Below are 24,319 nucleotides of genomic sequence, written 5' to 3'. Positions count from 1 at the left end.
CCGAGGAGCGGCGCTTCAAACGGGCCTTACTGCCCGATGTGCTGCTTCAGCCACGCGTTGACCGTGTCATGCCAGAGCACGCTGTTGGCCGGCTTCAGCACCCAATGGTTCTCATCGGGGAAGTACAGGAACTTCGAGTCGATGCCCTGGCGCTGCGCGGCGGTGAACGCGGCCAACCCCTGCTCCACCGGGATGCGGTAATCCAGCTGGCCGTGGATGATCAGGATCGGCTTCTTCCAGTCCGCCACGTGGTTGACCGGGTTGAACTTCTCGTAGTTGGCCGGCTTGGCGAACGGCGTGCCGCCCTGCTCCCACTCGGTGAACCACAGCTCTTCGGTGGCGTACCCCATCATGCGCTGGTCGAACACACCGTCGTGGTTGACCAGGCACTTGAACGGGCTGTTCCAGTTGCCGGCGATCCAGTTGACCATGAAGCCGCCGTAGCTGGCACCCAGTGCACAGGCCTTGTCACCGTCCAGGAACGCGTACTGCTTCAGCGCAGCGTCCCAGCCCTTCTGCAGATCTTCCAGCGGACGATCGCCCCAATGCTGGCTGATCGCATCGGTGAACGCCTGGCCGTAGCCGGTGGAGCCGTGGAAATCGATCATCACCACCGCATAGCCCTGGCCGGTATAGGTCTGCGGATTCCAGCGGTAGCTCCAGCCATTGCCGAAGCTGCCCTGCGGCCCACCGTGGATCAGGAACGCCACCGGGTACTGCTTGCCTTCCACGTAATCGTGCGGCTTGACCACGTAGCCGTGCACGGTGTCGTTGTTCCAGCCCTTGAACGAGAACTGCTCGAAGTCGCCGAAATCAACGTCCTTCAGCACCTCTTCCGCGGAAGGCGTCAGGGCACGCAGCGCCCCCATCGCCTCGCCCGCCGCAGGCAGCAGGCCGACCAGCACCTGGTCATTGCTCTTCAGGCTGTTGCGGGTAATGGCGACGCTGCCGCCGGCCACATCCACCGCCGTGACACTGCCCTCGCCCACCAGCTTTTCCACCTTGCCGCTGGCCACGTCCACCGCGAACAGCGGATGCTCGCCCATGTCGTCGGCGGTGGTGTAGATCGTGCTGCCGTCGGCCGACAGCACGATGCTGCCGGCGGAGCGGTCCCAGTCTGCGGCGATTTCGCGGCGCTTGCCGGTACCCAGGTCCATCGCCATCAGGGCGTAGCGATCGGCCTCGAAGCCGGGACGCTTCATCGCGCGGTAGAACAGCGTCTTGCCGTCGGCACTGAACACCGGGCCGGCATCCCACGCGGGGTTGTCGGCGGTCAGGTTGACCGGCGCCTGCTTGCCAGCGGCATCGAAGCGGTACAGATCGAAGTTGGTCGACCACGGCTCTTCGCGACCGGCCACGCGAATGCTCGCCACCACGCTGCGGCCATCGGGCGACCACGCAAAATCATCGTTGCCGCCGAACGGCTTGGACGGTGCATCACCGGCCAGAGTGGCGCTCAGCGCCGAGGCGCCCTTGACGCCAGCGGCCTTGCCCGTGGGCAGCGGAGCGACGAACAAGGTGTTGCGGCGGCCATCGCTCCAGGTATCCCAATGACGCACGAACATCGTGTCGAACACCTGGCCGCTGGCCTTGGTGTCCTTCTTCGCGGCGAGTTTCTTCTCGGTGCAGGCCAGGTCGGAGCCACAGTCCTGGAACACCCCAGCGCTGAACAGCACGCGGTCGTCCTGCGGCGACACGTGGTAGCTGTCCACGTCCACCGGGAAATCGGTCAGCTGGCGCGGTGCGGCGCCGTCGAGGCCCTGCGCGTACAGCTGCTGGCTGCCGTTCTTGCTGCTGAGGAAGTACACGGTGCGGCCGTCGGCGGACAGCGACGCCGAGTTGACGTTCCAGCCGGCCGGGGTGACCTGCTTCGGCGGCGCCGCATCGCGGGTACGCAGGTTACGCACGAACAGCGCACTGCTGGCCTTCTGCTGCGCATCCACGCTGCGCTTGGCGAACACCACGGTGCCCCCGTCGGCACTGAGCACGGGCGAAGACACCCGGTCCATCGCGATCATGTCGCGGACATCGAGACCGCGGGCGGCCGCCACGGACGGCAGGGCCGCAAGCAGGCTCAACGGCAACAGGGCATGGCGCAGTTTCATCGGGTTCTCCGCAGGACGGCAAAACGTCGATGGTAGGCCTGCGCGGCCCAACCTGCCTAGCCCATCGGTCATGGGGCCAGGTCGGGGCCGGATTTCGTTCGCAGGGCAAACGGGATCCGACCCCGGATCCGCACGTGATCAGGTAGCGCTGGCGCGCTTGCCGGTGCGGTAGATCAGCCAGCCGACCAGGAACAGCACCGCGAGCCCGATCCACTGCGCAGCCGGCAGCGTGACCGGAAGCGCCAGCACGTCGGCGCTGCCACTGACCACGATCGGCACGGCGATGGCGATGCCCATCAGGGCCTCACCGGTGATCAGGCCGGCGGCAAACAGCACGCCCGGGCGGTGCACGCGGTCACGGCCTTCTTCGTCTTCGGCGCGGATCTTGTGGAAGCGTTCCACCAGATAGGAAATCAGGCCGCCGAGGAAGATCGGCACCATCAGTTCCAGCGGCAGGTAGATGCCGATGGCGGCCGCCAGCACCGGCACGCGGAAGCGCTTGCCGGTCTTCTTCAGCCACTCGTCGAGGGCAATGATCGCCGCACCCACCACGGCGCCCATGATGATGAAGTTCCACGGCAGCTCGCCGCCGAACAGGCCACGGGCCACCGACGCCATCAGGTTGGCCTGCGGTGCGGCCAGCGCGTTGGGATGCTCCGGCGTCGGCGCACCGATGCCGTAGGCGGTAGCCAGCAGGTTCAGCACCGGGGCCATGATCAGCGCGCACGAGAACGCGCCGATGCCCAGCATCAGCTGCTGCTTCCACGGGGTAGCGCCGACGATGTAACCCGCCTTCAGATCCTGCAGGTTGTCACCGCCCACGGCAGCGGCGCAGCACACCACCGCGCCGATCATGATCGCCGCGACCGCACCCAGCGGGGCCCCGAAGGCGCCGACCGGGGTCAGACCGTCCTTGCCCAGCAGCAGCACCAGCACCGCCGACGCGAACAGGATGGTGGAGATGGTGATACCCGACACCGGGTTGTTCGACGAGCCGATCAGGCCGGCCAGGTACGCAGATACCGACACGAACAGGAAGCCGGCGACGATCATGATGATGGTCATCGGGATCGACACATGCCACTGGCCAACGATCGCCTGGTACAGCGCAAGCAGCGGCAGGGTGAACACCACCAGCGCCACCAGCATCCACTTCATCGGCAGGTCGCGCTCGGTCTCGGCGACGGCCGGGCCGGTGCTCTTGCGGGCTGCGGCGAAGCCGCTTTTGACGCCGCTCAGCAGCGACTTGCGCAGCGAGAACAGGGTCCAGATGCCACCGATCAGCATGGCGCCCACGCCCAGGTAGCGCATCTTCGCGCCCCAGATGGCGAAGGCCGCATCGGTGGCCGATGCCGTGGCGATGGACGCGGCCAGTGCGGGGTCGGTGTTGAGGAAGAACGCCTGGTAGATGGGAATGGCGATGTGCCAGGTGAGGATCGAGCCACCCACCACCACGATGCCGACGTTGAGGCCGACGATGTAGCCCACGCCCAGCAATGCCGGCGACAGGTTGGTGCCGATGAACGCGGTGACCTTGGAGCTGCCCACGTAGGCTGCGGTGGCCCACGCGTCGGGAATCAGCCGCAGACCGCTGGCGGCGGCGACCTTCACCACGGCGCCGATCACCGCCGACACGGCAAGAATCTTCATGCCCGGCCCGGGGTTCTCACCGGCCTTGAGCACTTCGGCCGCGGCCTTTCCTTCCGGGAACGGCAGTGGATCTTCGACGATCATCGAGCGCCGCAGCGGCACCGAGAACAGCACGCCCAGCAGACCACCCAGACCGGCGATGCCGAGCACCCACCAGTACTTGAAGTCCGGCCAGTAGCCCATGATCACCAGCGCCGGGATGGTGAAGATCACACCGGCGGCGATCGACGAACCGGCAGACGCACCGGTCTGCACGATGTTGTTTTCCAGGATGGAACCGCCGCCGAGCAGGCGCAGTACGCCCATGGAGATCACTGCGGCAGGAATCGCCGTAGCGATGGTCAGGCCTGCGAACAGACCCAGATAGGCGTTGGCGGCCGACAGCACCACGGCCAGCACGATGGAAAGCACCACCGCGCGGAACGTGAGCTGCTTGGGCGCAGCGACGTTGTTCATTGAAGCCCCTGATACGAAAAAAATCCCTGCAACGCTAGCGTCCGGGCTGCGGCAAGTCCAGCACGCGCACGCAGGAAGACTGGCTCGGCACACCCCCAAAATGATATGTTATATCCTTTCCACACCCCTTCCCGCCGTCCGTATGCCCCCTTCTGTTTCCACCCGGCTGGCGTCGATCGACCAGCTGCGCGGCACCGTGATGCTGCTGATGCTGCTCGACCACGTGCGCGAAACCTTCTTCATGCAGTATCAGGTCAGCGACCCGATGGATGTCGGCACGGTGTCGCCGGCGCTGTTCGCGTGCCGCCTGCTGGCCCACCTGTGTGCGCCGGTGTTCGTGCTGCTGACCGGGCTGTCGGCGTGGCTTTACGGCCAGCGACAGGCCGATCCCCGGCGCGCCATCGCCGGCTTCCTGTTCAAGCGCGGCCTGTTCCTGGTGGTGCTGGAGCTGACCCTGGTCAACTTCGCGTGGACCTTCCAGTTCCCGCCGGACACGATCTACCTGCAGGTGATCTGGGTGATCGGCCTGAGCATGATCGCGCTGGCCGGCCTGGTGTGGCTGCCGCGTGCGGTGCTGCTGCCGCTGGCGGTACTGCTGGTCGCCGGGCACAACCTGCTGGACGGTGTGCATATGGACGGCAACGGCATCGTCGCGACCCTGTGGAAAGTGCTGCACCAGCGCGACTGGATCGCATTCGGTGACGGGCTGCGCCTGCGCACCTCGTACCCCCTGCTGCCGTGGATCGGCGTGATCACGTTGGGCTACCTGATGGGACCGTGGTTCGCCAATGGTCGGCCGGCTGCACAGCGCCAGCGCTGGCTGCTGATGGGCGGCATCGGCGCCTTGGCCGCGTTCGTGATGCTGCGCGCGCTCAATGGGTATGGCGATGCATCGTGGCAGGTGCAGGACACCGCGCTGCGGACGCTGATGAGCATCGTCAACATCACCAAGTACCCGCCCTCGCTGCTGTTCCTGCTGGCCACGCTCGGCGTCGGGCTGCTGTTGCTGCGCCTGTACGAAGTACCTGCCGTGGCCGCCGCGTTGCAGCCACTGGCGCGGATCGGCGCGGCGCCGATGTTCTTCTATCTGCTGCACCTGTATGTGCTGAAGCTGATGTACCTGGGCGCGCTCGCACTGTGGGGGCCCACCAACGGCTCCCTGTTCGCAGTGGAATCGGTAGCCGCCCTGCTGTTGATCAGCACCGCACTGGCGCTGCTGCTGTACCTGCCCACGCGCGCGTTTGCTGCCCTGAAGGCACGCCGCAAGGATCTGCTCTGGCTGAGGTATCTGTAACGGGCTCATACTCTGCCCGATGACCACCACTGCCTCCGACGACTTCCTCGGCCACCCCAAGGGCGTCTACGTCTGCTTCTTCACCGAAATGTGGGAGCGCTTCTCCTTCTATGGGATGAAGGCGCTGCTGCTGCTCTACCTCACCAAGTACCACCTGTTCGGCGACAAGGCCGGGCTGGACCTCCTCGGCGCGTATGGCGGACTGGTTTACTGCATCCCGGTGTTCGGCGGGCTGCTCGCCGATCGCTGGCTGGGCATGCGCCGGGCCGTGTTGTTCGGCGGTGTGCTGCTGGTGCTGGGGCATCTGGGCATGGCCTTCGAAGGCCACGCGGCCTACATGCGCGACGGCCAGGTGGTGCGTGATACCGGCGCGCTGTCCATCACCTACCTGTCGCTGGCGCTGATCATCATGGGCGTCGGCTTCCTCAAGCCGAACATCTCCACCATCGTCGGCAAGCTGTATGCCGAGAACGATCCGCGTCGCGACTCCGGCTTCTCGCTGTTCTACGCCGGCATCAACCTCGGTGCGCTGTTCGCCTCGCTGATCTGCGGTTTCCTGGGGGAAGCCTACGGCTGGAAATACGGGTTCGGTGCCGCCGGCATCGGCATGCTGGTCGGCCTGGGCATGTTCCTGTGGGGCCAGAAATACCTGCATGGGCTGGCCGAGCCACGCGATCCGGCCTCATTGAAAGACCGCGTGCTCGGCCTGCCACGCGAGTGGCTGATCTACGCCGGCGCGGTGATCGCCGTGCTGCCGATCGCCTGGCTGATGTGGGCCGCGGGCAACGGCGCCTTCGCGCTCGGTGGCGAGATCAGCCTGGCGTTGCTGCTGATGATCGTCGTGCTGGGCGGTGTGCTGGTGTGGTTTGCCTGGTTCACCGGCACCCAGTGCACGCCGGTGCAACGCCAGCAGATGATCGCGCTGATGGCGCTGATCGCCATGGCACTGGTGTTCTTCACCCTGTACGAGCAGTCGTATGGGTCATGGGTCACCTTCACCGACCGCCTGTTGACCAAGGACATCGTGCCCGCGTTGGTGATCCGCGAAGGCACCCCGCTGCCGTGGTCGATCCTCTCGCTGGTGTTGGCACCGCTGGGCTTCGTGGTCAGCGCGCGCTTGTCCGATCGCCATCCCGGCTCGGCGCTGCCACGGCGGATGTTCATTGCCATCGGTCTGGTGATGGTGGTGCTGCTGGTGCGCGACTGCCTGGTCATACCGCAGACCGCCGGTTCGCTGACCTACCTCGGCAGTCTGTTCCTGGTGCTGCTGGCGCCGTTGTTCGCGCTGTTGTGGGCGTGGCTGGACCGCCGTCGCGCCGAACCGGGCAAGGCGTACAAATCCGCGATCGGCCTGGTGATCGGCGCGCTCTCCTTCGTGCCGCTGGCGCTGGCCGCACAGCAGGTCGGCGAAACCGGCCAGATGGCCAGCGTGTGGTGGCTGGTGCTGGCGTACTTCCTGCTGGCCAGTGGCGAGATGTGCCTGTCGCCGGTGGGCCTGTCGGCAGTCAGCCAGCTGGCGGTGCCGCGCGTGGTCAGCCTGATGATGGGCACCTGGTTCCTGGCCACCGCGTTTTCCGAAACGCTGGCGGCCCTGTTCGGCAAACTGGCCGCCATCGAAGTGCCCGAGGGCGAGACGTTGGACATCGTCGCCGCGTCAGCCAGCTACGCCCACCTGTTCTGGCTGTTGATGTGGATCGGGCTGGGCTGCGCGGTGATCGCCTTCGCCTGTGCGCCGCTGCTGCGGCGCATGATGCACGGCGTCAAATAAAGGGGACGGAGGTAATTAATTGAAATTAATTCCCTCCGTCCCCTTTTTCGAGGTTCTGCGAGAGGAAGGTGAGCAGCTTGCCGTAGTACGCGCGGCGGTTGGCATCGACATAAAAGCCGTGGCCTTCGCGGGGGTAGTAGAGGCTCTGCACCGGCACGCCGGCACGCTTGAGGGCGGCTTCCATGCGCTGGGTGTGCTGGATCGGGGCGCGTTCGTCCTCGCCACCGGCGGCAAGGAACACCGGCACCTTGATCTGCTGCGCCAGGTTGACCGGTGAGACCGCCGCCAGCGTCGCCGGCTCGCCCACCCACTCCCGCAGGTAGTTCACGCCCGAGTCGCTCTGCTGGATGTCGCCGCGGGCATGCATCATCGGCAGGTCGTAGACGCCCACATAGCCGGCCGCGCACTTATACAGGGCGGGCTCTTTGGCCGCGCCCATCAGCGCCGCATAGGCACCGTAGCTTGCGCCGTAGATGCATATCTTTCCCTTGTTGGCGATGCCCTCGCTGATCGCCCAGCGCGTGGCATCGGTCACATCGTCCTGCATGGCACCGCCCCATTGCCGGGCACCGGCCGCTTTGTACGCGCGGCCATAGTTGCCCGAGCCGCGGAAGTTCAGCTGCAGCACCGCATAGCCGGCAGCGGCCAGCATCTGCGACTGAACGTCGTAGGTGCCTTCATCGAACACGCCGAAGGGTCCGCCATGCGGCATCACCACCGTGGGCAGGTTGCGCGATGGGCCACCGGGCGGGGTGGTCAGGAAGCCATGCAGGACCATGCCGTCGCGGGCCTTGAGGGTGACAGCGCGGACCGGTGCGGCCTGCGCGGGATCGATCCACTGGCTGCGGCTGACCACGTGCTCGGCCGCCTTCGCCTTCTGGTCATAGATGAAGAAATCGCCGGGATTGGTGCCCGAGAAGGTCTGGACCAGCACCTTGTTGCCATCACGCGTGCTCGAGGTGACATACACGGCGTTGCCGTCGAAGGCACTTTCCAGGCTGCGGTACAGCCGCGCATCGGCGGACGTCTCATCAAAGAAGCGCGTGCGCGGCGTGTCGCCCAAAAACAGCGCCCCTACCGGAATGGCCGTGCCTGGACGATGGATGATCCGCGACGGATCCACCACCGGGTCCTGCAGCACGTCCTTGCGTTCGTCGGTGGCCGGGTTCCAGCTGACGATCTTGTCCGGGCCGTCGGCCTGCTCGATCTGCAGGTACGCCAGCGTGCCGTCTGCCGAAAAGCCGATGGCATCTTCGATCCGGCCGGTCACGGCTTCGTCGTTGATCATCGCCCAGCTGGCGCCATTGCGCTCGCGGTAGAACAGCTTGTTGACGTTGTCCGCGCCGGCCCCGTGAACGAAGCGGGCCTGGCCCTGGCCATCGGTGGTGAAGCTGCCACGTCGCACCGGCGAGCGGGTTACCGGCGTGCGCCGGCCGGTGCTGACATCCATCTTTTCCAGGCGTGTGTAGGGATCGGCAGTGAACGGCGACACGGCGATCAGCACGTTGCGGTCGTCAGCCGGCAGGTCGTCGGTGAGGAAGGCGGCCACGCGCTCGGCCTTCTTGCCTGAAATGTGCGACCCGGTCTCCTGCGCATCAACCCGGTAACCGACCAGCAGCTGGCCGCTGGAGGTATTCGCGCGCAGCGAATACAACTCACCGGTGCGTTGCGGCATGTCCAGCGAACCGAGTTTCTGCGCCAGCTCGATCAGTACCCGGTCGTCACTGACCCAGTCGAAGCGGTAAGCGTGGTTGTGCTGCGGTGGCATGAACTGGCCCACCAGCTTGCCGTCAGACACGCGCAGGATCGCCAGCGCGGTCTCTTTCTCGAACGGTATGGTCGCGGCGTAATACTCGCCACCCGGCGACAGCTTGATATCGGTGAAGGCGTCCCGGCGCAGGAAATGGTCCAGGTTCACCTCGGCCGCGTCGGCCATCGGCGGCGTCGCCAGGAGGGCGATCATTGCCGCGAGCATCGTCTTGCGCATCCTTATCCCCGTTCTGCAGACAGCATGTCCGCCACGCCACGATTGTAAACGGCACGTGAACGAATTGGGAATCAGGGTATCTGCAAAAAAAGAGCGACATCGTTGCCGATGCCGCTCCTTAAACCACATTCTGGAGAGAGAGTGGAATCAGTTGACGCCGCGCACCGCCAGGGTGAGGGCAAGAATGCTCAGGATCACCGCGATGGTGCCATCCAGCACGCGCCACGTACCGGGCTTGTTGAACAGCGGTGCCAGCAGGCGGGCGCCGAGGCCCTGCGCGGTCAGCCACATGCAGCTGGCGGTGACCACACCGGCGGCGTATGCCATGCGGTCGTTGCCGAAGTTTTCCGCGATGGAACCGATGACCATCATGTCCAGCCAGAAATGCGGATTGATCAGCGAGAAACCGACCGCTGCCATCAGCACGGCGCGGCGGCTGCCGTCATCACTTTCGGCTTCGCCCATGCCACCGCCACCGGCGATGGCACGGCGTGCGGACTTCAGCGCGTACCAGGCCAGGAAGGCGACACCGGTCCACAGCACCGCGCTGGTCAGCCACGGCGCTGCCTGGATCAGGGTGCGCAGGCCGGCCACGCTGGCGAAGATGAAGACCGCATCGATCGCCGCGCAGGTCGCCACGACCGGCACGATGTGCTTGCGCAGGATGCCCTGGCGCAGGATGAAAGCGCTCTGTGCACCGACCACGGCAAACAGGCCGATGCCGGTGGCGGCACCACTGAACCAGGCCGCAAGGCCGGTGCTGGCGGAGATGAGAGAGAACATGAGGGCAACCTTGTAATGCGGGTGGGCGGTGCCTCGCGAAGGCGGACAGCACCGGGGTACGGCGCGTATTGTCGCGTTGCAGCACGCTCAAGAAAAGCTAAACTTACTTAAGCCTCTTTAGCGGAACTTAATTGCCATGCGCGTTGACCATGCCCAGCTGCGTGCACTTGCCGCCGTAATACGCGAGGGAAGCTTCGATCGCGCCGCCCAATCGCTGAATGTCACAGCCTCCGCGGTGTCGCAGCGCGTCAAAGCGCTGGAGGACCGCGTCGGTCGGCTGTTGGTGAAACGCGGCGCACCGGCCACCGCCACCGCCGAGGGCCAGGTGCTGGTGCAGCTGGCCGAACAGACCGCCCTGCTGGAGCACGACGCGCTGCACCGGATGGGGCTTGCCGACGAAGACCTGCCGCAGGCCAGCATCCCGGTGGCGGTTAACCATGACAGCCTGGAAACCTGGTTCCCGGAAGCGGCCCAGCAGTTCGCACAGGTCACCGGCACCACCCTGGACCTGCGCGTGGAAGACCAGGACCACACCGTGGAGCTGCTGCGCCAGGGCACGGTGCTGGGCGCGGTGACCACGCTGGATGAACCGGTGCAGGGCTGCCAGATCCACGCCTTGGGCAGCATCCGCTATGCCGCCACCTGCACCCCGGCGTTCCGCGACCGGCATTTCGGCAAGGGGGTGAGCGCCCAGGCGCTGGCGCAGGCCCCGGTCCTGGTATTCAACCGCAAGGACGACATGCAGGCCCGGTTCGCACGGCGGATGGCCGGGGTCGAGGTGCCCAACACGGCGCCGACGTGGTGGATTCCCTCCACCCGCGCGTTCGTCCAGGCCAACCTGGGCGGGCTGGGCTGGACGATGAATCCGCTGCCGCTGGTGAAGCGCCACCTCGATGCCGGTCGGCTGGTCTACGTGCGCCAGCGCGCGTGGGAGGACGTGCCGCTGTACTGGCAGCACTGGAAAGGCGACGTGCAGACCATGGCGCTGCTGACCCGCGCGGTGCTGGGCGCATCCACGGCGCTGATCCGCCGCAAACGCTGATCCAGCCACGCGCAGGATGCTGCGTCGCACCAAATCAGGACCACAAACGGGTAAAATACGTCACTGGACGCCGTAGGCGGCCGCCTGCTGACGCGTCTTCACGCGCCGCCCCTGGCCGGCACGCATCCTGATTCCCTCCCCAAACGAATCGTTCCCATGAAGAAATTTGGCAAGGCTTTAGTCGCCCTGCTCGTGCTGCTGTTGGTGACGTCGGTACTGTTCCTGTACTGGCCGTTGACCCAGCGCTCGGTGCCGGCGGCCAGCAACGACAAGCCCGTTGACGTAGTCCTGGTAGGCGCCGGCATCATGAGCGTCACCCTGGCGACCTATCTGCAGGAACTGCAGCCGGACTGGAACATACAGGTGTACGAACGCCGCGACGGCGTGGCCGAAGAAAGCTCCGATGGCTGGAACAACGCCGGTACCGGGCATTCCGCGTTCGCCGAGCTGAACTACACCCCGGAGCTTCCGGACGGCAGCATCGAGACCAAGCGCGCCGTCGGCATCGCCGAACAGTTCGAGGTCTCGCGCCAGTTCTGGTCGCACCAGGTACGCGAAGGCCGCCTGAGCCAGCCCAGCGATTTCATCAATGCCACCCCGCACATGAGCTTCGTGTGGGGCGACGACAACATCAACTTCCTGCACAAGCGCCAGCAGGCGATGGTCAAGAATCCCCTGTTCTACGGCATGCAGTACTCCGAAGATCCGGCGCAGATCAAACAGTGGGCTCCGCTGCTGATGGAAGGCCGCGACCCGAAGCAGAAAGTCGCCGCTACCTGGATGCCGCTGGGCACCGACGTGAACTTCGGCGTCATCACCCGCCAGCTCACCGATGGCCTGAAGCGCAGCCCGAATTTCGGCCTGCACCTGGGCCATGAAGTCACCGCGCTGCGCCAGAACGACGACAAGACCTGGAACGTGACCGTCAAGGACCTCGCGTCCGGCAACGAGACCACCACCCACTCGCGTTTCGTCTTCATCGGCGCCGGCGGCGCGGCCCTGAAGCTGCTGCAGATGTCGGGCATTCCGGAAGCCAAGAACTACGGCGGCTTCCCGGTGGGCGGCCAGTTCCTCGCCTTCCAGGGTGCCGACATCGCCTCGCGCCACAGCGTCAAGGCCTACGGTATGGCCGAGACCGGCTCGCCGCCGATGTCCGTGCCGCACCTTGATGCACGCAAGCTCGATGGCAAGCCCGTGGTCCTGTTCGGACCGTTCGCGCTGTTCAGCACCAAGTTCCTCAAGCACGGCTCGTGGTTCGACCTCTACTCGTCGGTGACCCACAACAACGTGGCCCCGATGTTGAACGTGGGCGCGGAAAACCTGGACCTGGTGAAGTACCTGATGAGCCAGGCGCAGTTGAACGACGACGACCGCCAGGCCGAGCTGGTCAAATACTTCCCCAACGCCAAGCGCGAAGACTGGACGCTGGTCACCGCCGGCCAGCGCGTGCAGATCATCAAGCGTGACCCGGAGAAGGGCCCGGTGCTGCAGTTCGGTACCGAGATCGTGACCGACAAGGATCACACCCTGGCCGCCCTGCTGGGCGCCTCGCCGGGCGCCTCGACCTCGCCGCCGATCATGCTCGACCTGATGGCCAAGGCCTTCCCGGAAGAGATGAAGGCCGGCTGGGAAGCGCGTCTTCGCGAGATCGTGCCGTCGTATGGCCGCAAGCTCAACGAGAGCCCGGCGCTGACCAACGAGATCCGCACGTTGACCAGCCAGGCGTTGAAGCTGCCCTTCCTGGATGTGCCGGCGGACGTGATCCAGCCGGCCGCCATCCCCGCCACGGTGGCCCGCCCGGCCGAAGCGCCCGAGCCGCCGCAGGTGAAGCGCAACAAGAACGAGGAGCTGCAGGCGCTGTAAGGCCTGCCAAAGTGATCTATCGAGACGGCCACCTTCGGGTGGCCGTTTTCGTTGGCGGCCCTGGCGGTTGAGCGCGGACACGACCGCTCGTCGCCCCGGACTCAATCGAGAATTGTAAGGTTTTCGATAATCATTTACATTTGCGCCCGTCCGACCACCCCACTCTTCCGCGAAACCGCCATGACCGCCTCTTCCTCGTTCCGACCCGCGCCGCTGGCCATCGCGCTGCTCGCTGCCCTGACCGCCGTACCGGCCATGGCCGACACCGCGGCCGACGCCAGTGCCGCAGCCAGTGCCAAGACCCTCGACCAGGTCAGCGTGCACGGCAGCAAGGCCGCCCCGTCCAGCACCACGCGGCTGCCGATCAGCCTGCAGGAAACCCCGCAGTCGTCCACCGTGATCGGGCTGGAGCGGTTGCAGGACGAGTCGTTGTTCAGCATCAACGATGTGATGCGCAACGTCACCGGCGTCAATGTCTCGTTCTACGACACCCAGCGCCCGCTGTACTACGCGCGCGGTTTTGCGATCACCGACTTCCAGGTCGACGGCCTGCCCACGTACAGCGGCTCGACCAACCAGGAATACGACACCGCCTTCTATGACCGCATTGAAGTGATCCGCGGTGCCAACGGCCTGCTCAGCGGCGCTGGCGTGCCGTCGGCCACCGTGAACCTGCTGCGCAAGCGGCCGGGCAAGGATTTCGACGCCTCCTTCGCGATCAGCGCAGGCAGTTGGGACTTCCGCCGCATGCAGGCCGACGTCAATGCGCCGCTGACCGCCGATGGCCGCTTCCGCAGCCGGGTGGTCGCGGCGTATCAGGACAAAGACTTCTATTACGACCGCTACAGCGAGGACAAGATGTCCGGCATGGCGGTGCTGGAAGGTGACCTGACCGAGTCGACCACGGTCACCGTCGGCTTCCAGACCCAGGACAACAACCCGGTCGGCTCGACCTGGGGCACGGTGCCGTTCTTCAACAGTGACGGCAGCTTCGCGCACCTGCCGCGCAGCACCAACATGGCCCCGCACTGGGCCCGCTGGCAGCGCCAGACCAGCACCGCGTTCGCCAACCTGGAACAGCGTTTCGGCGAGGACTGGCTGCTGAAGGTCAACACCGCCTACACCCGCGGCAACGTGCAGAACGTGCGCGTGTACGGCAGCGGCTACCCGGACCCGACCACCGGCGCAGGCGTGTACCTGCTGGGCGCGGCCGGTGAGACCGATGACACCCGCAAGGGCGTGGACGTGTACCTGTCCGGCACCTTCGCCCTGTTTGGGCGCGAGCACGATGTCGTCCTGGGTGGCAGCTTCTCCGACCTGCAGTCCACTGCGTGGACGATGAGCCCGACGGCGGGCTGGCGCTACGACATTCCCGATATCAACACCTGGAACGGCGACGCGCCGGAGTTGATCGTGCGCCGGACCGGGGCACACCGCGACGCGCGCACCACCCAACGCGGTGTGTATGCCTCCACCCGCCTGCGCCTGGCCGACCCGCTGTCCTTGATCGCCGGCGCGCGTTTGAGTTCGTGGGAAACCCGCACCCGGGCCTACAACATCGCCAACACCTATACCGCCACCAGCGGCGCGTACAAGGTGGATGACGAAGTCACGCCCTACGTGGGCCTGGTGTATGACGTGACGCCGAACGTTTCCGGCTACGCCAGCTACACCGAGATCTTCAATCCGCAGAACTACAAGGATCGCAACGAAAACCTGCTGGCGCCGGTGGAAGGCTCCAACGTGGAAGCGGGCATCAAATCGCAGTGGATGGAAGGCCGGTTTACCGCCAACGCGGCCGTGTTCGAGGCCAAGCAGGACAACTACGCGGTGCGTGACGCCAGCGTGCCGGAAGGCTCGCTCAGTGATGGCAGCTCGGCCTTCATCGGCATCAACGGCACCAAGGCACGGGGCTGGGAGCTGGACCTCAACGGCGAGATCCTGCCCGGATGGACAGTCAATGCCGGCTTTACCCACGTAAAGGTGACCCGCGCTGCGACCGACCTGCTGTACGCGAACCTGCCTGAAGACTTCCTGCAGCTCAATACCAGCGTCCGCCTGCGCGGTGCCTGGGAGCGGCTGACCCTGGGGGGCGGCGTGCAGTGGCAGAGCAAGGTGCAGGCGTTCAACGTGCCCTACCCGACCGGTGGCGCGGTGACTGTGAACCAGCCGGCGTATGCGCTGGTGCAGTTCAACGCCAACTACCGGATCAGCGACAGCTGGACGGCCACGGTGAGCGTGCGCAACGCGCTGGACAAGACCTACTGGGCGAACCTGGACTACAACAACTACGGCGAGCCGCGCTTCGTGGCCTTCAGCCTGCGCTGGAAGTATTGATCCACGTTGGAGGGGTGCCGTTGGACTGAGCCGACTGAAGTCGGCTCTACCTGGCCATGGAGTGGGCTTGGCGGGTGTTCCGTCGTGACACAATACGCAGCGAACAATCACGACGAAACAGAAGAACAACGCCATGATGCACAACGTTATTTTCGATACGGATCCGGGCGTCGACGATGCCCTGGCCCTGCTTTACCTGCACAAGCATCCGCAGGTGAACCTGCTGGCGGTGACCACGGTATTCGGCAATGCCGCCGTGGAATCCACCACCCACAACGCGCTGTTCCTCAAGCAGGCATGGGGCTTCGATGCGCCGGTCGCCCGCGGCGCTGCGGGCCCGCTGCAGCCGGATGCACAGCCGGAAGCCTGGCCGGTGCACATCCACGGTGACAACGGCCTGGGCAACCATCCGGTGCCGGCCGTGCTGGACGTCGCCGCCGATCCGCGCAGCGCGCATCAGCTGATCATCGACATGGTGCGTGCCCAGCCGGGCCAGATCACCCTGGTCGCAGTGGGCCGCATGACCAACCTCGCCCTGGCCCTGCGCGAAGCACCCGAGATCGCGTCGCTGGTGCGCGGCGTGGTGATCATGGGCGGGGCATTCCATGTCAACGGCAACATCACCCCGGCGGCGGAAGCCAACATCTGGGGCGATGCCGAAGCCGCAGATATCGTGTTCACCGCCAGCTGGCCGCTGATCGCCATCGGCCTGGACGTCACCACCCAGGTGGAGATGGATCGCCATGGACTCGATGCCCTGGCCGAAGCCGGTGGTGCCGACGCCGACCTGGTCCGTGCGCTGTCGCAGGACTACGTGGACTTCTACCTGCAGGCCGGTCACAAGGGCATGGTGGTGCATGACTGCTGCGCCTGCATCGCACTGACCCGGCCGGAACTGTTCGAGTACGAGCACGCCAGCGTGCGCGTGGCGACCGACGGCGTGGCCCGCGGCATGACCATCCCCAAGCCGGCTGGCCTGTCCTTCGGCCCCAGCGTGTGGGACAACCAGGCCATGCAGTCGATCGCCATCGGCGTGGATGCCCACGCCGTGCTGGCCGATATCGAAAAGACACTGGCGCTGTAAGCCACCACGACACATCCCGGTAACTGGTAACTGGTAGCGCCGAGCCATGCTCGGCGAGCGCGCAGCGCGGCGCCTTTGTTCCTCTGGTAGCGCCGAGCCATGCTCGGCGAGCGCGCAGCGCGGCGCCTTTGTTTATCCGCCGAGCGTGGCTCGGCGCTACCGGACTGGCGTCGGACGCGTTTCCGGCAGCCGCCACAGTACCGGCAGGACCAGTACCGCGACGATGGCGATCATCGCGCCGGGCGCTGCATTCCAGCCACTGCGCTCCACCCACCACTGTGCCAGCCACGGCGTGGCACCGCCGAATACCGCGGTGGCCATGGTCACCCCCAGGGCCAGCCCGCTCAGGCGGCCCTCGCCCGGAAACTGTTCTGCGGTGGCCGATGCGGCCACCGCACTGATCCCACCCGCCACGCAGGCCAGGGTTACCGCTGCAGCGATGACGCCTGCGGTGGACGCATCCGCCATCCAGCCGAACATCGACAACGGCAGCAGCGCAGACAGCACCGTCAGCACCAGCAACATCGGGCGCCGCCCGAAGCGGTCGGACAGCGCACCGCACAAGGGCGTCGCGGCGATCACCGCCACTGCCGCGATGGTTGAAAGCCACAGGGCTTCACCCTCGCCGCGGCCGTTGGCGTGCAGGAACGCGGGCACGTAGGTGATGCCCACGTAGTAGGTGATCGATCCCAGTGCCGATATGGCGAAAGTACGCGCGACCGCGCCCGGATGCGAACGCAGTATCTGCCGCAGCGGTGCGCTGGGCACGCTGCCTTCGCGTTGCTGGCGTTCGAACTCCGGCGATTCGTGCATGCCCGAGCGGGCCAGCAGGATCACCACCGCCAGCGCCGCACCGACGAAGAACGGAATACGCCAGCCCCACGTATCCAGCGCAGGTTGTGGCAGCAAGGCGACCGTGAGCGCGGACAGCGCTACCGCCAGCAAGGCACCGACTTCACTGGCAGCCGATGCCAGCGACGTGATCAGACCCCGCCGTCCGCTGGGCGCGCTTTCCAGCAGGTAGGCCACCACCCCGGTGTACTCACCGCCAACTGAAAACGCCATCACACAGCGCAGCACCAGCAGCAGCACGCCTGCACTGGCGCCGATCTGGGCATGGGTCGGCAGCAATGCGGTGGCAAGCATCGCGGCGGCCATCAGGGCCATCGACGCCAGCAGCATCCAGCGACGACCGAGACGGTCACCCAGATGGCCGAAGCACAGCGCCCCCAGCGGGCGCATCAGGTAGGACACGGCGAACCCTGCCAGCGTGGCCAGCAGCGCGGTTTCGCCGCCGCCGAAGAACACCCGGGACAGCACGGTGGCGAAGTACAGGTACAGGGTGAAGTCGTACCATTCCACCACGGTGGACAGCGCGGCCACCCACATCGAACGGCGGTGCATGACGGCGTTCATAGGTCACCGGGCACATGCTGCATCGACATTCCTCCTAAAAGAATGCGCGCACCGTAACGCAGGGCGGGTGAAGAGCGAAACACTATTCCGCTCGTCGCGTCGGCGCGTCTGTCGCCCCACGCCTGTCGATGCCCGATCTGGAGCCGGCCACGCCACCAATGGCGGCGAGGCAGGTCATTTCTCCGTCCCCTGTGGGGGCTTCCATGCGGCAGCAGCTGCCTTCTTCGAGCACACAATTGAGTAGGCCTTCGCCGCCTTCGTCTTGCCCATTTCGACGCCAATGGAGCTCGCGCTGTTTCACTCAGCAGGTCACGTTTCGCCGTGCGGCCACCTCCCTAGACTGCCGACACCGAGCCACCTGACGGCTCGTCTTGAAGAGAATCGGCATGGCGCCTTCTTGTCCCGATAACCGCAGCACGTGGCCGCCGGCATCGATCCTCGTGCACCCGCACATTGCAATACGCGTACTCAGCTGCGGCCCCGCCGTTGCCCCGCTGCATACTCTGGTGCACGCCGCATTTGCCGATTGGGCGACGCGCCAACCCGACGCGGTGGCAGCCATCCATGGCGATGAATCGATCACCTACGCAGCGCTGGAACGTGCAGCCGATGCGCTCGCTCATCGTCTGCAACGTTCAGGCATAGGCAGCGGCGATACGGTTGGCCTGTTCGTCACACGGTCCATCCCGATGCTGGTGGCCATCATCGCCTCACTCAAGATTGGCGCTGCCTACGTTCCGCAGGATATCCGCATCGCCCCACCGGCGCTGCTGTCGCAGATGCTTGAGGCGGCCGGATGCCGCGCCCTGCTGTGCCTCGCAGCGGATCGCGCTGCAGCGTCGCGTCTGCAGGCGCGGGAAGTGCTGGTCATCGAGGAAAGCATCGGCGACACCGTTCCCTCCGACTGGAGACCGCCACCGGTTTCAAGCGATGGCACGGCGTTCATCCTTTACACATCGGGCACGACCGGAATGCCCAACGGTGTTCCGGTCACGCATCGCAACCTCTGCAACGTGCTGCTCACCCCCCCGGGGAACCTCGGCATCCGGCCCAGCATGCAGGTCAGTCAGCTGCTCAACATTGCCTTCGACCTGTCAGCATGGGAAATACTGGGAACGCTCTGCCAAGGCGCAACGCTGATCATTCGCGGAGAAAACATGCAGGCCGCTGCTGCCGAAGCGGACGTCATCATCGCCACTCCGTCGATTCTCTCGCGCCTTCAACGTGACCAGTGCAGGAGGGTACAGACCGTGGCCGTTGCCGGCGAGCCGTGCCCCGAGGCGCTTGCCCTTCACTGGTCCGAGCGTTGTGCGTTCCATAACGGCTGCGGACCGACCGAGACCACCATCGTCAATACACTGCACCGCCACGAGGCCGGGGGCCGGCCGCTCAGCATCGGCGCACCGACGCCGAACAACGCGGTCTACGTGCTGGACCCGCACCAACAGCCGTGCGCCGTGGGCCAGGTCGGTGAGATGTGGGCAGGCGGAGTGGGCGTCACCGCCGGTTACCTCAGCAACCCGGCGCTGACCGCCGAGCGATTCCAAGACGACCCGTTCCTTGGCGACGGCTGGCAGATGTTCCGCACCCGGGATCTGGGTCGGTGGAACGCGCATGGGGAGCTGGAACACCTCGGACGCACCGATGACTAGGTGAAGGTGCGTGGGTTCAGGGTGGAGCTGGATGCCGTGTCGCGCATCGTCGAAGGCGCCGCCGGTGTGCGTCAGGCGGTCACATTGCAGCTCGACACCCGGACGCTGGCCTGTGTAGTGACACCGGCCAATGCGGACGTCGATCACGCGCGGGATCACGCCCGGCGGCAGCTCCCCTACTACGCCGTACCCGAACACATGCTCGCCCTGGACGCGCTACCACTCACCAGCCGCGGAAAGGTAGACAAACACAGGCTGATGCACCTGCTCGGCAGCCACACAGCAGGCAAGCCGCCCACTGGGGCTGCAACATCGTCGCGCACGCGGGGTTCCATCAGCCACTACACGCTGCTTTTCATGATGGTGATTGCTGCCAATGCCAGTGTGGCCGCTTACCTGATGCAGCCTGCAGGCTGGGCATCGCTGACCGATGCGCCCGAGACCGTGGCCGGGCTGGCCCTGGGCAACCTCAGCATGGCCATCCTCATGCGCCAGAGCCTGGTGATAAACGCCCTGTTCCGGCTGGCCTGCTGTGCGCCGGTGGCTTGGCCCCTGGACATCCGCCGCCACTTGGCCAAGGTGTACCACTTCGGCGGGCTGCACTCGGGCGGCGCATCCGCTGGGGTGGCGTGGATGCTGGTGTTTGCCGGCATTGGGTTTTCGCGGGGCGGTGGCGGCCCTGTGCGCGGTGCCGCACTGTCCTGGACGGTGTTCATTCTGCTGGCTGTGCTGCTGGCCATGCTGGCGACCGCCCTGCCTGCCGTCCGCCGACGGCATCACGATGTGTTCGAAAAGGTGCACCGCTATGCGGGCTGGACCACGCTGTTACTCTCCTGGGCGCTGGCGCTGCAGATGCGTGCAGCCCCCATGTTCGTGCTGCTGGGGCTGGTGACGGTCAGCGTCGCGCTGCCGTGGTTGTGCCTGCGCCGGGTGCCGGTTCAAGTGGAAGTGTGCTCCGCACATGCAGCCATCCTTACGGTCTCGATGCGCCCACCGCCCTTCACTGGATCAGCCAATGCCATCAGCCGCTCGCCCCTTGGGCAGTGGCATTCCTTCGCCAACATTCCAGCGCCCGGGCAGCACCGGTCCCGCATGATCATTTCGCGCGCCGGCGACTGGACGGGAAGGTTCATCGATGACCCGCCGCGCCATCTCTGGATGCGCGGCTTCACTACAGCGGGCGTGGCGTATATCGAAGTGCTGTTCCACTCGGTGCTGTACGTGGCGACCGGCAGTGGGATCGGGCCCGTGCTGCCGCATCTTCTCGCCCGGAAAGTGCGCATGCGGCTGATCTGGTCCGTGCGCTCCCCCCGCGTTACCTACGGCGATGCACTGGTGGACGAGATCCTGGCAGCTCAACCGGACGCGTTGATCTGGGACACCCATACTGCGGGCAAACCGGAACTGCTGCAGCTGGCGTGGCAGACCGCACAGCACATGAACGCGGAAGCAGTCATCTGCATCGCCAACCGTGCGTTGACCGATGCGGTGGTCGACGGCTGCGAGGCCCGCGGACTGCCCGCGTACGGGGCCATATGGGATTCATGAATATCTGCAGCAGCGCAGGGGTGAGGTCCCCTTCTCATGGCGAAAGGGCGCTGCTCCGGTAACGCACATCGTTGGCTACGGTGTGGCGGTGGACGCCCGCAGGGTGATCAACGTGATCTCCGACGGCACCCCGATGCGGGCCGCGAAGCCCGGCCACAGACCGGCGCCGTTGCTGACATACAGCGTCATGCCACCCACTGCATAACGGCCGGACACGAAGCCACCGTTGGCACGCTTCACCAGCTTATCCATGCCGATGATATGGCCGCCGTGGGTATGCCCGGACAGCTGCAGCTTCACCCCGCGGGCGGCATTCGCTACCGCTTCACGCGGGCGGTGGTCCAGCAGGATCACCGGGGCCTGCGGGTTGCTGCCTGCCAGCGCGGCGTCGAGGTCCGGCAGTGGCAGGCCATAGCGCGCGGCCACCGGATCGGTGACTCCGGCGATGGTCAGCACCGCACCGTCGCGGCGGACCTCGGTATGGGTATTTTCAAGCACCTGCATGCCCAGGCCGCGGAATGCCTTCATCCAGTCGGCGTACTGCGCGTAGTACTCGTGGTTGCCGGTAATCGCGATGACGCCATCCGGCGCGCGCAGGTCACCGAGCGGTGCGAAGTCATCGGCACGGGCTGCGACCGTGCCATCGATCAGATCGCCGGTGATGACGATCAGGTCCGGGTGCTGCGCGTTGCTTTCGGCTACGACCTTGCGCACCCAGTCACCGGTGAGCAGGCGGCTGGCATGGATGTCGGTCAGCTGCAACACACGATAGCCGTCAAACGCAGCGGGCAGTCCGGCGATCTCGACGTCGATGCTGCGCGGCTTGGGTACCGCCATGCCTTGGCTTACGCCGAAAATGCCCAGCGCCAGCGCCGTCAGGCCCGCGACCGGACGCAGCCAAGGCGCACGCAATGCGGCGATTGACCTCGCTGACTTCAGCAGACGTGCGATCAGCAACGCCGCATCGATCAGCAGCAGGAACAGGGCGCCGAGGAGCAACGACGTGAATCCGGTCGCCAGCACGGCGATGACCATCTTCGGCAGCTCAGGCGACGCCATGGTGCCGGCGAACTGGGCCACGATGCGATGATGCAGCGCCATCGCGAACACCAGCAGAGACAGCAGCACGCGCACGGCCAGCGGAAGGCGCAACGGCCAGACCAGGCGGAGCACGATGTACAGCGCGAGAACGGAAGCAATGACACTCAGCACAGGAAAAATCCAGGGGGAGCAGAAAGGGCGTAACCCACCATCGTGACCGATTTCACCTGGCCGCGGTAGCGTCCAGCCCCCAGCGACGCGCACGCGGTCGCAACGCAGCATCACGCATGCTGGTCGCCCCCTCTTCCCTGGAGCTCTCCGATGAGCACTGTCTTCGTCATTGGTGCGGCCGGCAAGGTCGGCCGCCACCTGGTCAGCCAGCTGACCGCCCGTGGGCACCGGGTCCGTGCGCTGCATCGCCGGCCCGAGCAGGCCGCCGCGCTGCAACAGGACGGTGCGACGCCCGTGGCGGGTGATCTGCAGGCGTTGGATGGCACGTCGCTGGCCGCGCTCCTGGCAGGCAGCGATGTACTTGTTTTCACGGCCGGCGCCGGCGGCAAGGGCGGCGTGGACACCACGCGCGCCATCGATGGTCGCGGACTCGAAACCGCCGTGGATGCCGCGCGACGGGCTGGCGTGCAGCGCGTACTGCTGGTGTCCGCATTCCCCGAAGCCGGGCGTGGCACGGACGTGTCGGACACGTTCGAGGTCTACATGCAGGTCAAAAAACAGGCCGATGTACATCTGGCCGCGTCCTGTCTGGAATGGGTGATCCTGCGTCCCGGCACGCTGACCGATGCGGCCGGCACCGGTAATGTGTCCGCCGGCCCGGCGATCGGGTATGGCGATATTTCGCGTGAGGATGTGGCCGCCACGCTGGTGGCGCTGGTGGAACGCCCCGCCATCCAGCGGGTGATCATCGAGCTGACCGCGGGCGACACGCCCGTGGCCGAAGCGCTGGATTATCTGGATCCGCGCACCTGACGCACTGTTACTGCCCTCGCAGGAGAAACCTTCCATGTCGACACCCGACGTAACCAACCGCCGGCAGCAGTTCCGGGCGTTGCACGCGTCCGGCTGTTTCGTGCTGCCGAACCCGTGGGACATCGGCAGTGCACGCTACCTGCAGCACGCAGGCTTCGCGGCACTGGCTTCAACCAGTTCCGGGCGGGCCTGGAGCCGCGGCCTGCCTGATGGCGGCGAGACGCTGGATGAGGTGCTCGCGCATCTGCGCGAGCTGGTTGCAGCCACCTCACTGCCGCTCAACGCTGATTTTGGCGATGGTTTCGGGGCAGCGCCGGCCGATGTGGAAGCGGCGGTCCGGCGCGCCATCGACACCGGGGTGGCCGGGTTGTCCATCGAAGATGCCAGTGGCCATCCTGGTCAGCCGCTACGCCCCCTGGATGAAGCCGTGGCACGCCTGCGTGCCGCACGCGCAGCGATCGACCGTTCCGGCGCGGTGGTGATGCTGACCGGACGCGCCGAGAACTTCTTCGTGGGGCAACCCGATATCGAGGACGCTATCCGGCGTCTGCGCGCCTATGCAGCGGCCGGCGCCGACTGCCTGTATGCACCGGGCATCACCCAGCGCGCGCACATCGAAGCCGTGGTCGCGGCCGTCGCGCCGAAGCCGGTGAACCTGCTGGTCGGGGGCCCAAGCGCGTTCTCGTTGCAGGACATCGCCGCGATGGGGGTGCGCCGCGTCAGCCTCGGCGGCGCGCTTGCGCGTGCCGCGTGGGGCGGCGTCATGCGCGCCACGCAGTTGCTGCAGGACGAAGGCAGCTTCGCCGGCCTGGAAGGCGCCACGCCCGGCGCCACGCTGAATGCCCTGTTCGACCCCGCGCAACGGTAGCGCCGAGCCACGCTCGGCGGAAAACCCGCACCGCTCGCGCGGCTTGGCTCGCTCGTGCGGGTTGATTCACTCGTGCGGGTTGATTCACTCGTGCGGGTGATTGCGCTCGTGCGGGTTGGTTCGCTTGCGGATTGGCGCACTCGTACGGATCGGTTCGCTCGTGCGGTTGGTTCGCTCGTACGGATTGGTGCGCTCGCGCGGGTTCGCTCGTGCCGGTTGATTCGCTCGTGCGGGTTGGATCGCTCGTGCGGGTTGGATCGCTCGTGCGGGTTGATTCGCTCGAACCGGTTGGTTCGCTTGTGCGGGATGGTTCGCTTGTGCGGGTGGGTTCGCTTGTGCGGGTGGGTGCGCTCGTGCCGGTTGGTTTGCTCGCGCGGGTTGGTTCGCGCGGGTTGGTAGCAACTGTGTTGTCAGGCGGAGGCCATCATGGCCTCCGCGTCG

The 24,319-nt window shown here is 66.1% G+C and carries 16 protein-coding genes; 10 read left to right on the top strand and 6 right to left on the bottom strand.

Features of this window, described 5'->3' with window-relative positions; translation table 11 throughout:
- Positions 1 to 26: 26 nt before the first annotated feature.
- The gene (locus tag IFT58_RS10985; RefSeq protein ID WP_192094930.1) at positions 27 to 2,105 is read right to left on the bottom strand and encodes a S9 family peptidase; all 2,079 of its coding nucleotides are present in this window, start codon (positions 2,103 to 2,105) and stop codon (positions 27 to 29) included.
- A gap of 138 nt (positions 2,106 to 2,243) precedes the next feature.
- Positions 2,244 to 4,211: an oligopeptide transporter, OPT family gene (locus tag IFT58_RS10980; RefSeq protein ID WP_192094928.1), complete on the bottom strand. Its 1,968-nt coding sequence runs from the start codon at positions 4,209 to 4,211 to the stop codon at positions 2,244 to 2,246.
- Positions 4,212 to 4,353: 142 nt separating this feature from the next.
- Here IFT58_RS10980 and IFT58_RS10975 point away from each other — a divergent pair, with 142 nt between their 5' ends.
- Both IFT58_RS10975 and IFT58_RS10970 read left to right on the top strand, forming a co-directional pair.
- On the top strand, positions 4,354 to 5,505 hold the full coding sequence (locus IFT58_RS10975; RefSeq protein ID WP_192094926.1) for a heparan-alpha-glucosaminide N-acetyltransferase domain-containing protein: 1,152 nt from the start codon (positions 4,354 to 4,356) through the stop codon (positions 5,503 to 5,505).
- A 19-nt stretch (positions 5,506 to 5,524) separates the two neighbouring features.
- Positions 5,525 to 7,273, top strand: a complete 1,749-nt coding sequence (locus IFT58_RS10970; protein WP_192094924.1) for an oligopeptide:H+ symporter — start codon at positions 5,525 to 5,527, stop codon at positions 7,271 to 7,273.
- A 25-nt stretch (positions 7,274 to 7,298) separates the two neighbouring features.
- On the opposite strand, the gene IFT58_RS10965 is transcribed toward IFT58_RS10970, so the two are convergent.
- Positions 7,299 to 9,260, bottom strand: a complete 1,962-nt coding sequence (locus IFT58_RS10965; RefSeq protein WP_192094922.1) for a prolyl oligopeptidase family serine peptidase — start codon at positions 9,258 to 9,260, stop codon at positions 7,299 to 7,301.
- A 147-nt stretch (positions 9,261 to 9,407) separates the two neighbouring features.
- On the bottom strand, positions 9,408 to 10,043 hold the full coding sequence (locus IFT58_RS10960; protein WP_188326477.1) for a LysE family transporter: 636 nt from the start codon (positions 10,041 to 10,043) through the stop codon (positions 9,408 to 9,410).
- Between the two features lie 136 nt (positions 10,044 to 10,179).
- Between IFT58_RS10960 and IFT58_RS10955 the strand changes: the two genes are divergently transcribed.
- The 4 genes from IFT58_RS10955 to IFT58_RS10940 all read left to right on the top strand — a co-directional run bounded on the left by IFT58_RS10955 (position 10,180) and on the right by IFT58_RS10940 (position 16,369).
- Complete coding sequence (locus tag IFT58_RS10955) at positions 10,180 to 11,085, top strand: LysR family transcriptional regulator ArgP (RefSeq protein ID WP_188326476.1); 906 nt, start codon at positions 10,180 to 10,182, stop codon at positions 11,083 to 11,085.
- Positions 11,086 to 11,241: 156 nt separating this feature from the next.
- Positions 11,242 to 12,948, top strand: a complete 1,707-nt coding sequence (gene mqo / locus IFT58_RS10950) for a malate dehydrogenase (quinone) (protein ID WP_192081424.1) — start codon at positions 11,242 to 11,244, stop codon at positions 12,946 to 12,948.
- A gap of 180 nt (positions 12,949 to 13,128) precedes the next feature.
- Complete coding sequence (locus IFT58_RS10945; RefSeq protein WP_192094920.1) at positions 13,129 to 15,285, top strand: TonB-dependent siderophore receptor; 2,157 nt, start codon at positions 13,129 to 13,131, stop codon at positions 15,283 to 15,285.
- Between the two features lie 136 nt (positions 15,286 to 15,421).
- Positions 15,422 to 16,369 carry a nucleoside hydrolase gene (locus tag IFT58_RS10940; RefSeq protein ID WP_192081585.1) on the top strand — a complete coding sequence of 316 codons (948 nt, stop codon included), beginning with the start codon at positions 15,422 to 15,424 and terminating at the stop codon, positions 16,367 to 16,369.
- 156 nt (positions 16,370 to 16,525) lie between these two features.
- On the opposite strand, the gene IFT58_RS10935 is transcribed toward IFT58_RS10940, so the two are convergent.
- Positions 16,526 to 17,773 (bottom strand): MFS transporter, encoded by a 1,248-nt coding sequence (locus IFT58_RS10935; RefSeq protein WP_197974087.1) that lies wholly within the window; start codon positions 17,771 to 17,773, stop codon positions 16,526 to 16,528.
- 518 nt (positions 17,774 to 18,291) lie between these two features.
- On the opposite strand from IFT58_RS10935, the gene IFT58_RS10930 reads away from it, so the two are divergent.
- Positions 18,292 to 19,437: an AMP-binding protein gene (locus IFT58_RS10930; RefSeq protein ID WP_192094918.1), complete on the top strand. Its 1,146-nt coding sequence runs from the start codon at positions 18,292 to 18,294 to the stop codon at positions 19,435 to 19,437.
- A complete protein-coding gene (locus IFT58_RS10925) occupies positions 19,438 to 20,985 on the top strand; it encodes a hypothetical protein (RefSeq protein WP_192094916.1) in 1,548 nt (515 codons plus the stop codon).
- Between the two features lie 75 nt (positions 20,986 to 21,060).
- Here the strand turns inward: IFT58_RS10925 and IFT58_RS10920 are convergent, their stop codons facing one another.
- Positions 21,061 to 22,206, bottom strand: a complete 1,146-nt coding sequence (locus IFT58_RS10920; RefSeq protein ID WP_342029561.1) for a metallophosphoesterase — start codon at positions 22,204 to 22,206, stop codon at positions 21,061 to 21,063.
- Positions 22,207 to 22,347: 141 nt separating this feature from the next.
- Here IFT58_RS10920 and IFT58_RS10915 point away from each other — a divergent pair, with 141 nt between their 5' ends.
- Positions 22,348 to 23,010: an SDR family oxidoreductase gene (locus IFT58_RS10915; RefSeq protein ID WP_192094912.1), complete on the top strand. Its 663-nt coding sequence runs from the start codon at positions 22,348 to 22,350 to the stop codon at positions 23,008 to 23,010.
- Positions 23,011 to 23,044: 34 nt separating this feature from the next.
- A complete protein-coding gene (locus tag IFT58_RS10910; RefSeq protein WP_192094910.1) occupies positions 23,045 to 23,878 on the top strand; it encodes an isocitrate lyase/phosphoenolpyruvate mutase family protein in 834 nt (277 codons plus the stop codon).
- Positions 23,879 to 24,319: the final 441 nt, after the last annotated feature.

This window comes from Stenotrophomonas sp. CFBP 13718, from assembly GCF_014842145.1.
Lineage (GTDB): Bacteria > Pseudomonadota > Gammaproteobacteria > Xanthomonadales > Xanthomonadaceae > Stenotrophomonas.
The sequence above is the reverse complement of the archived record's forward strand: the minus strand, read 5'-3'. Positions and strand labels throughout refer to the sequence as shown.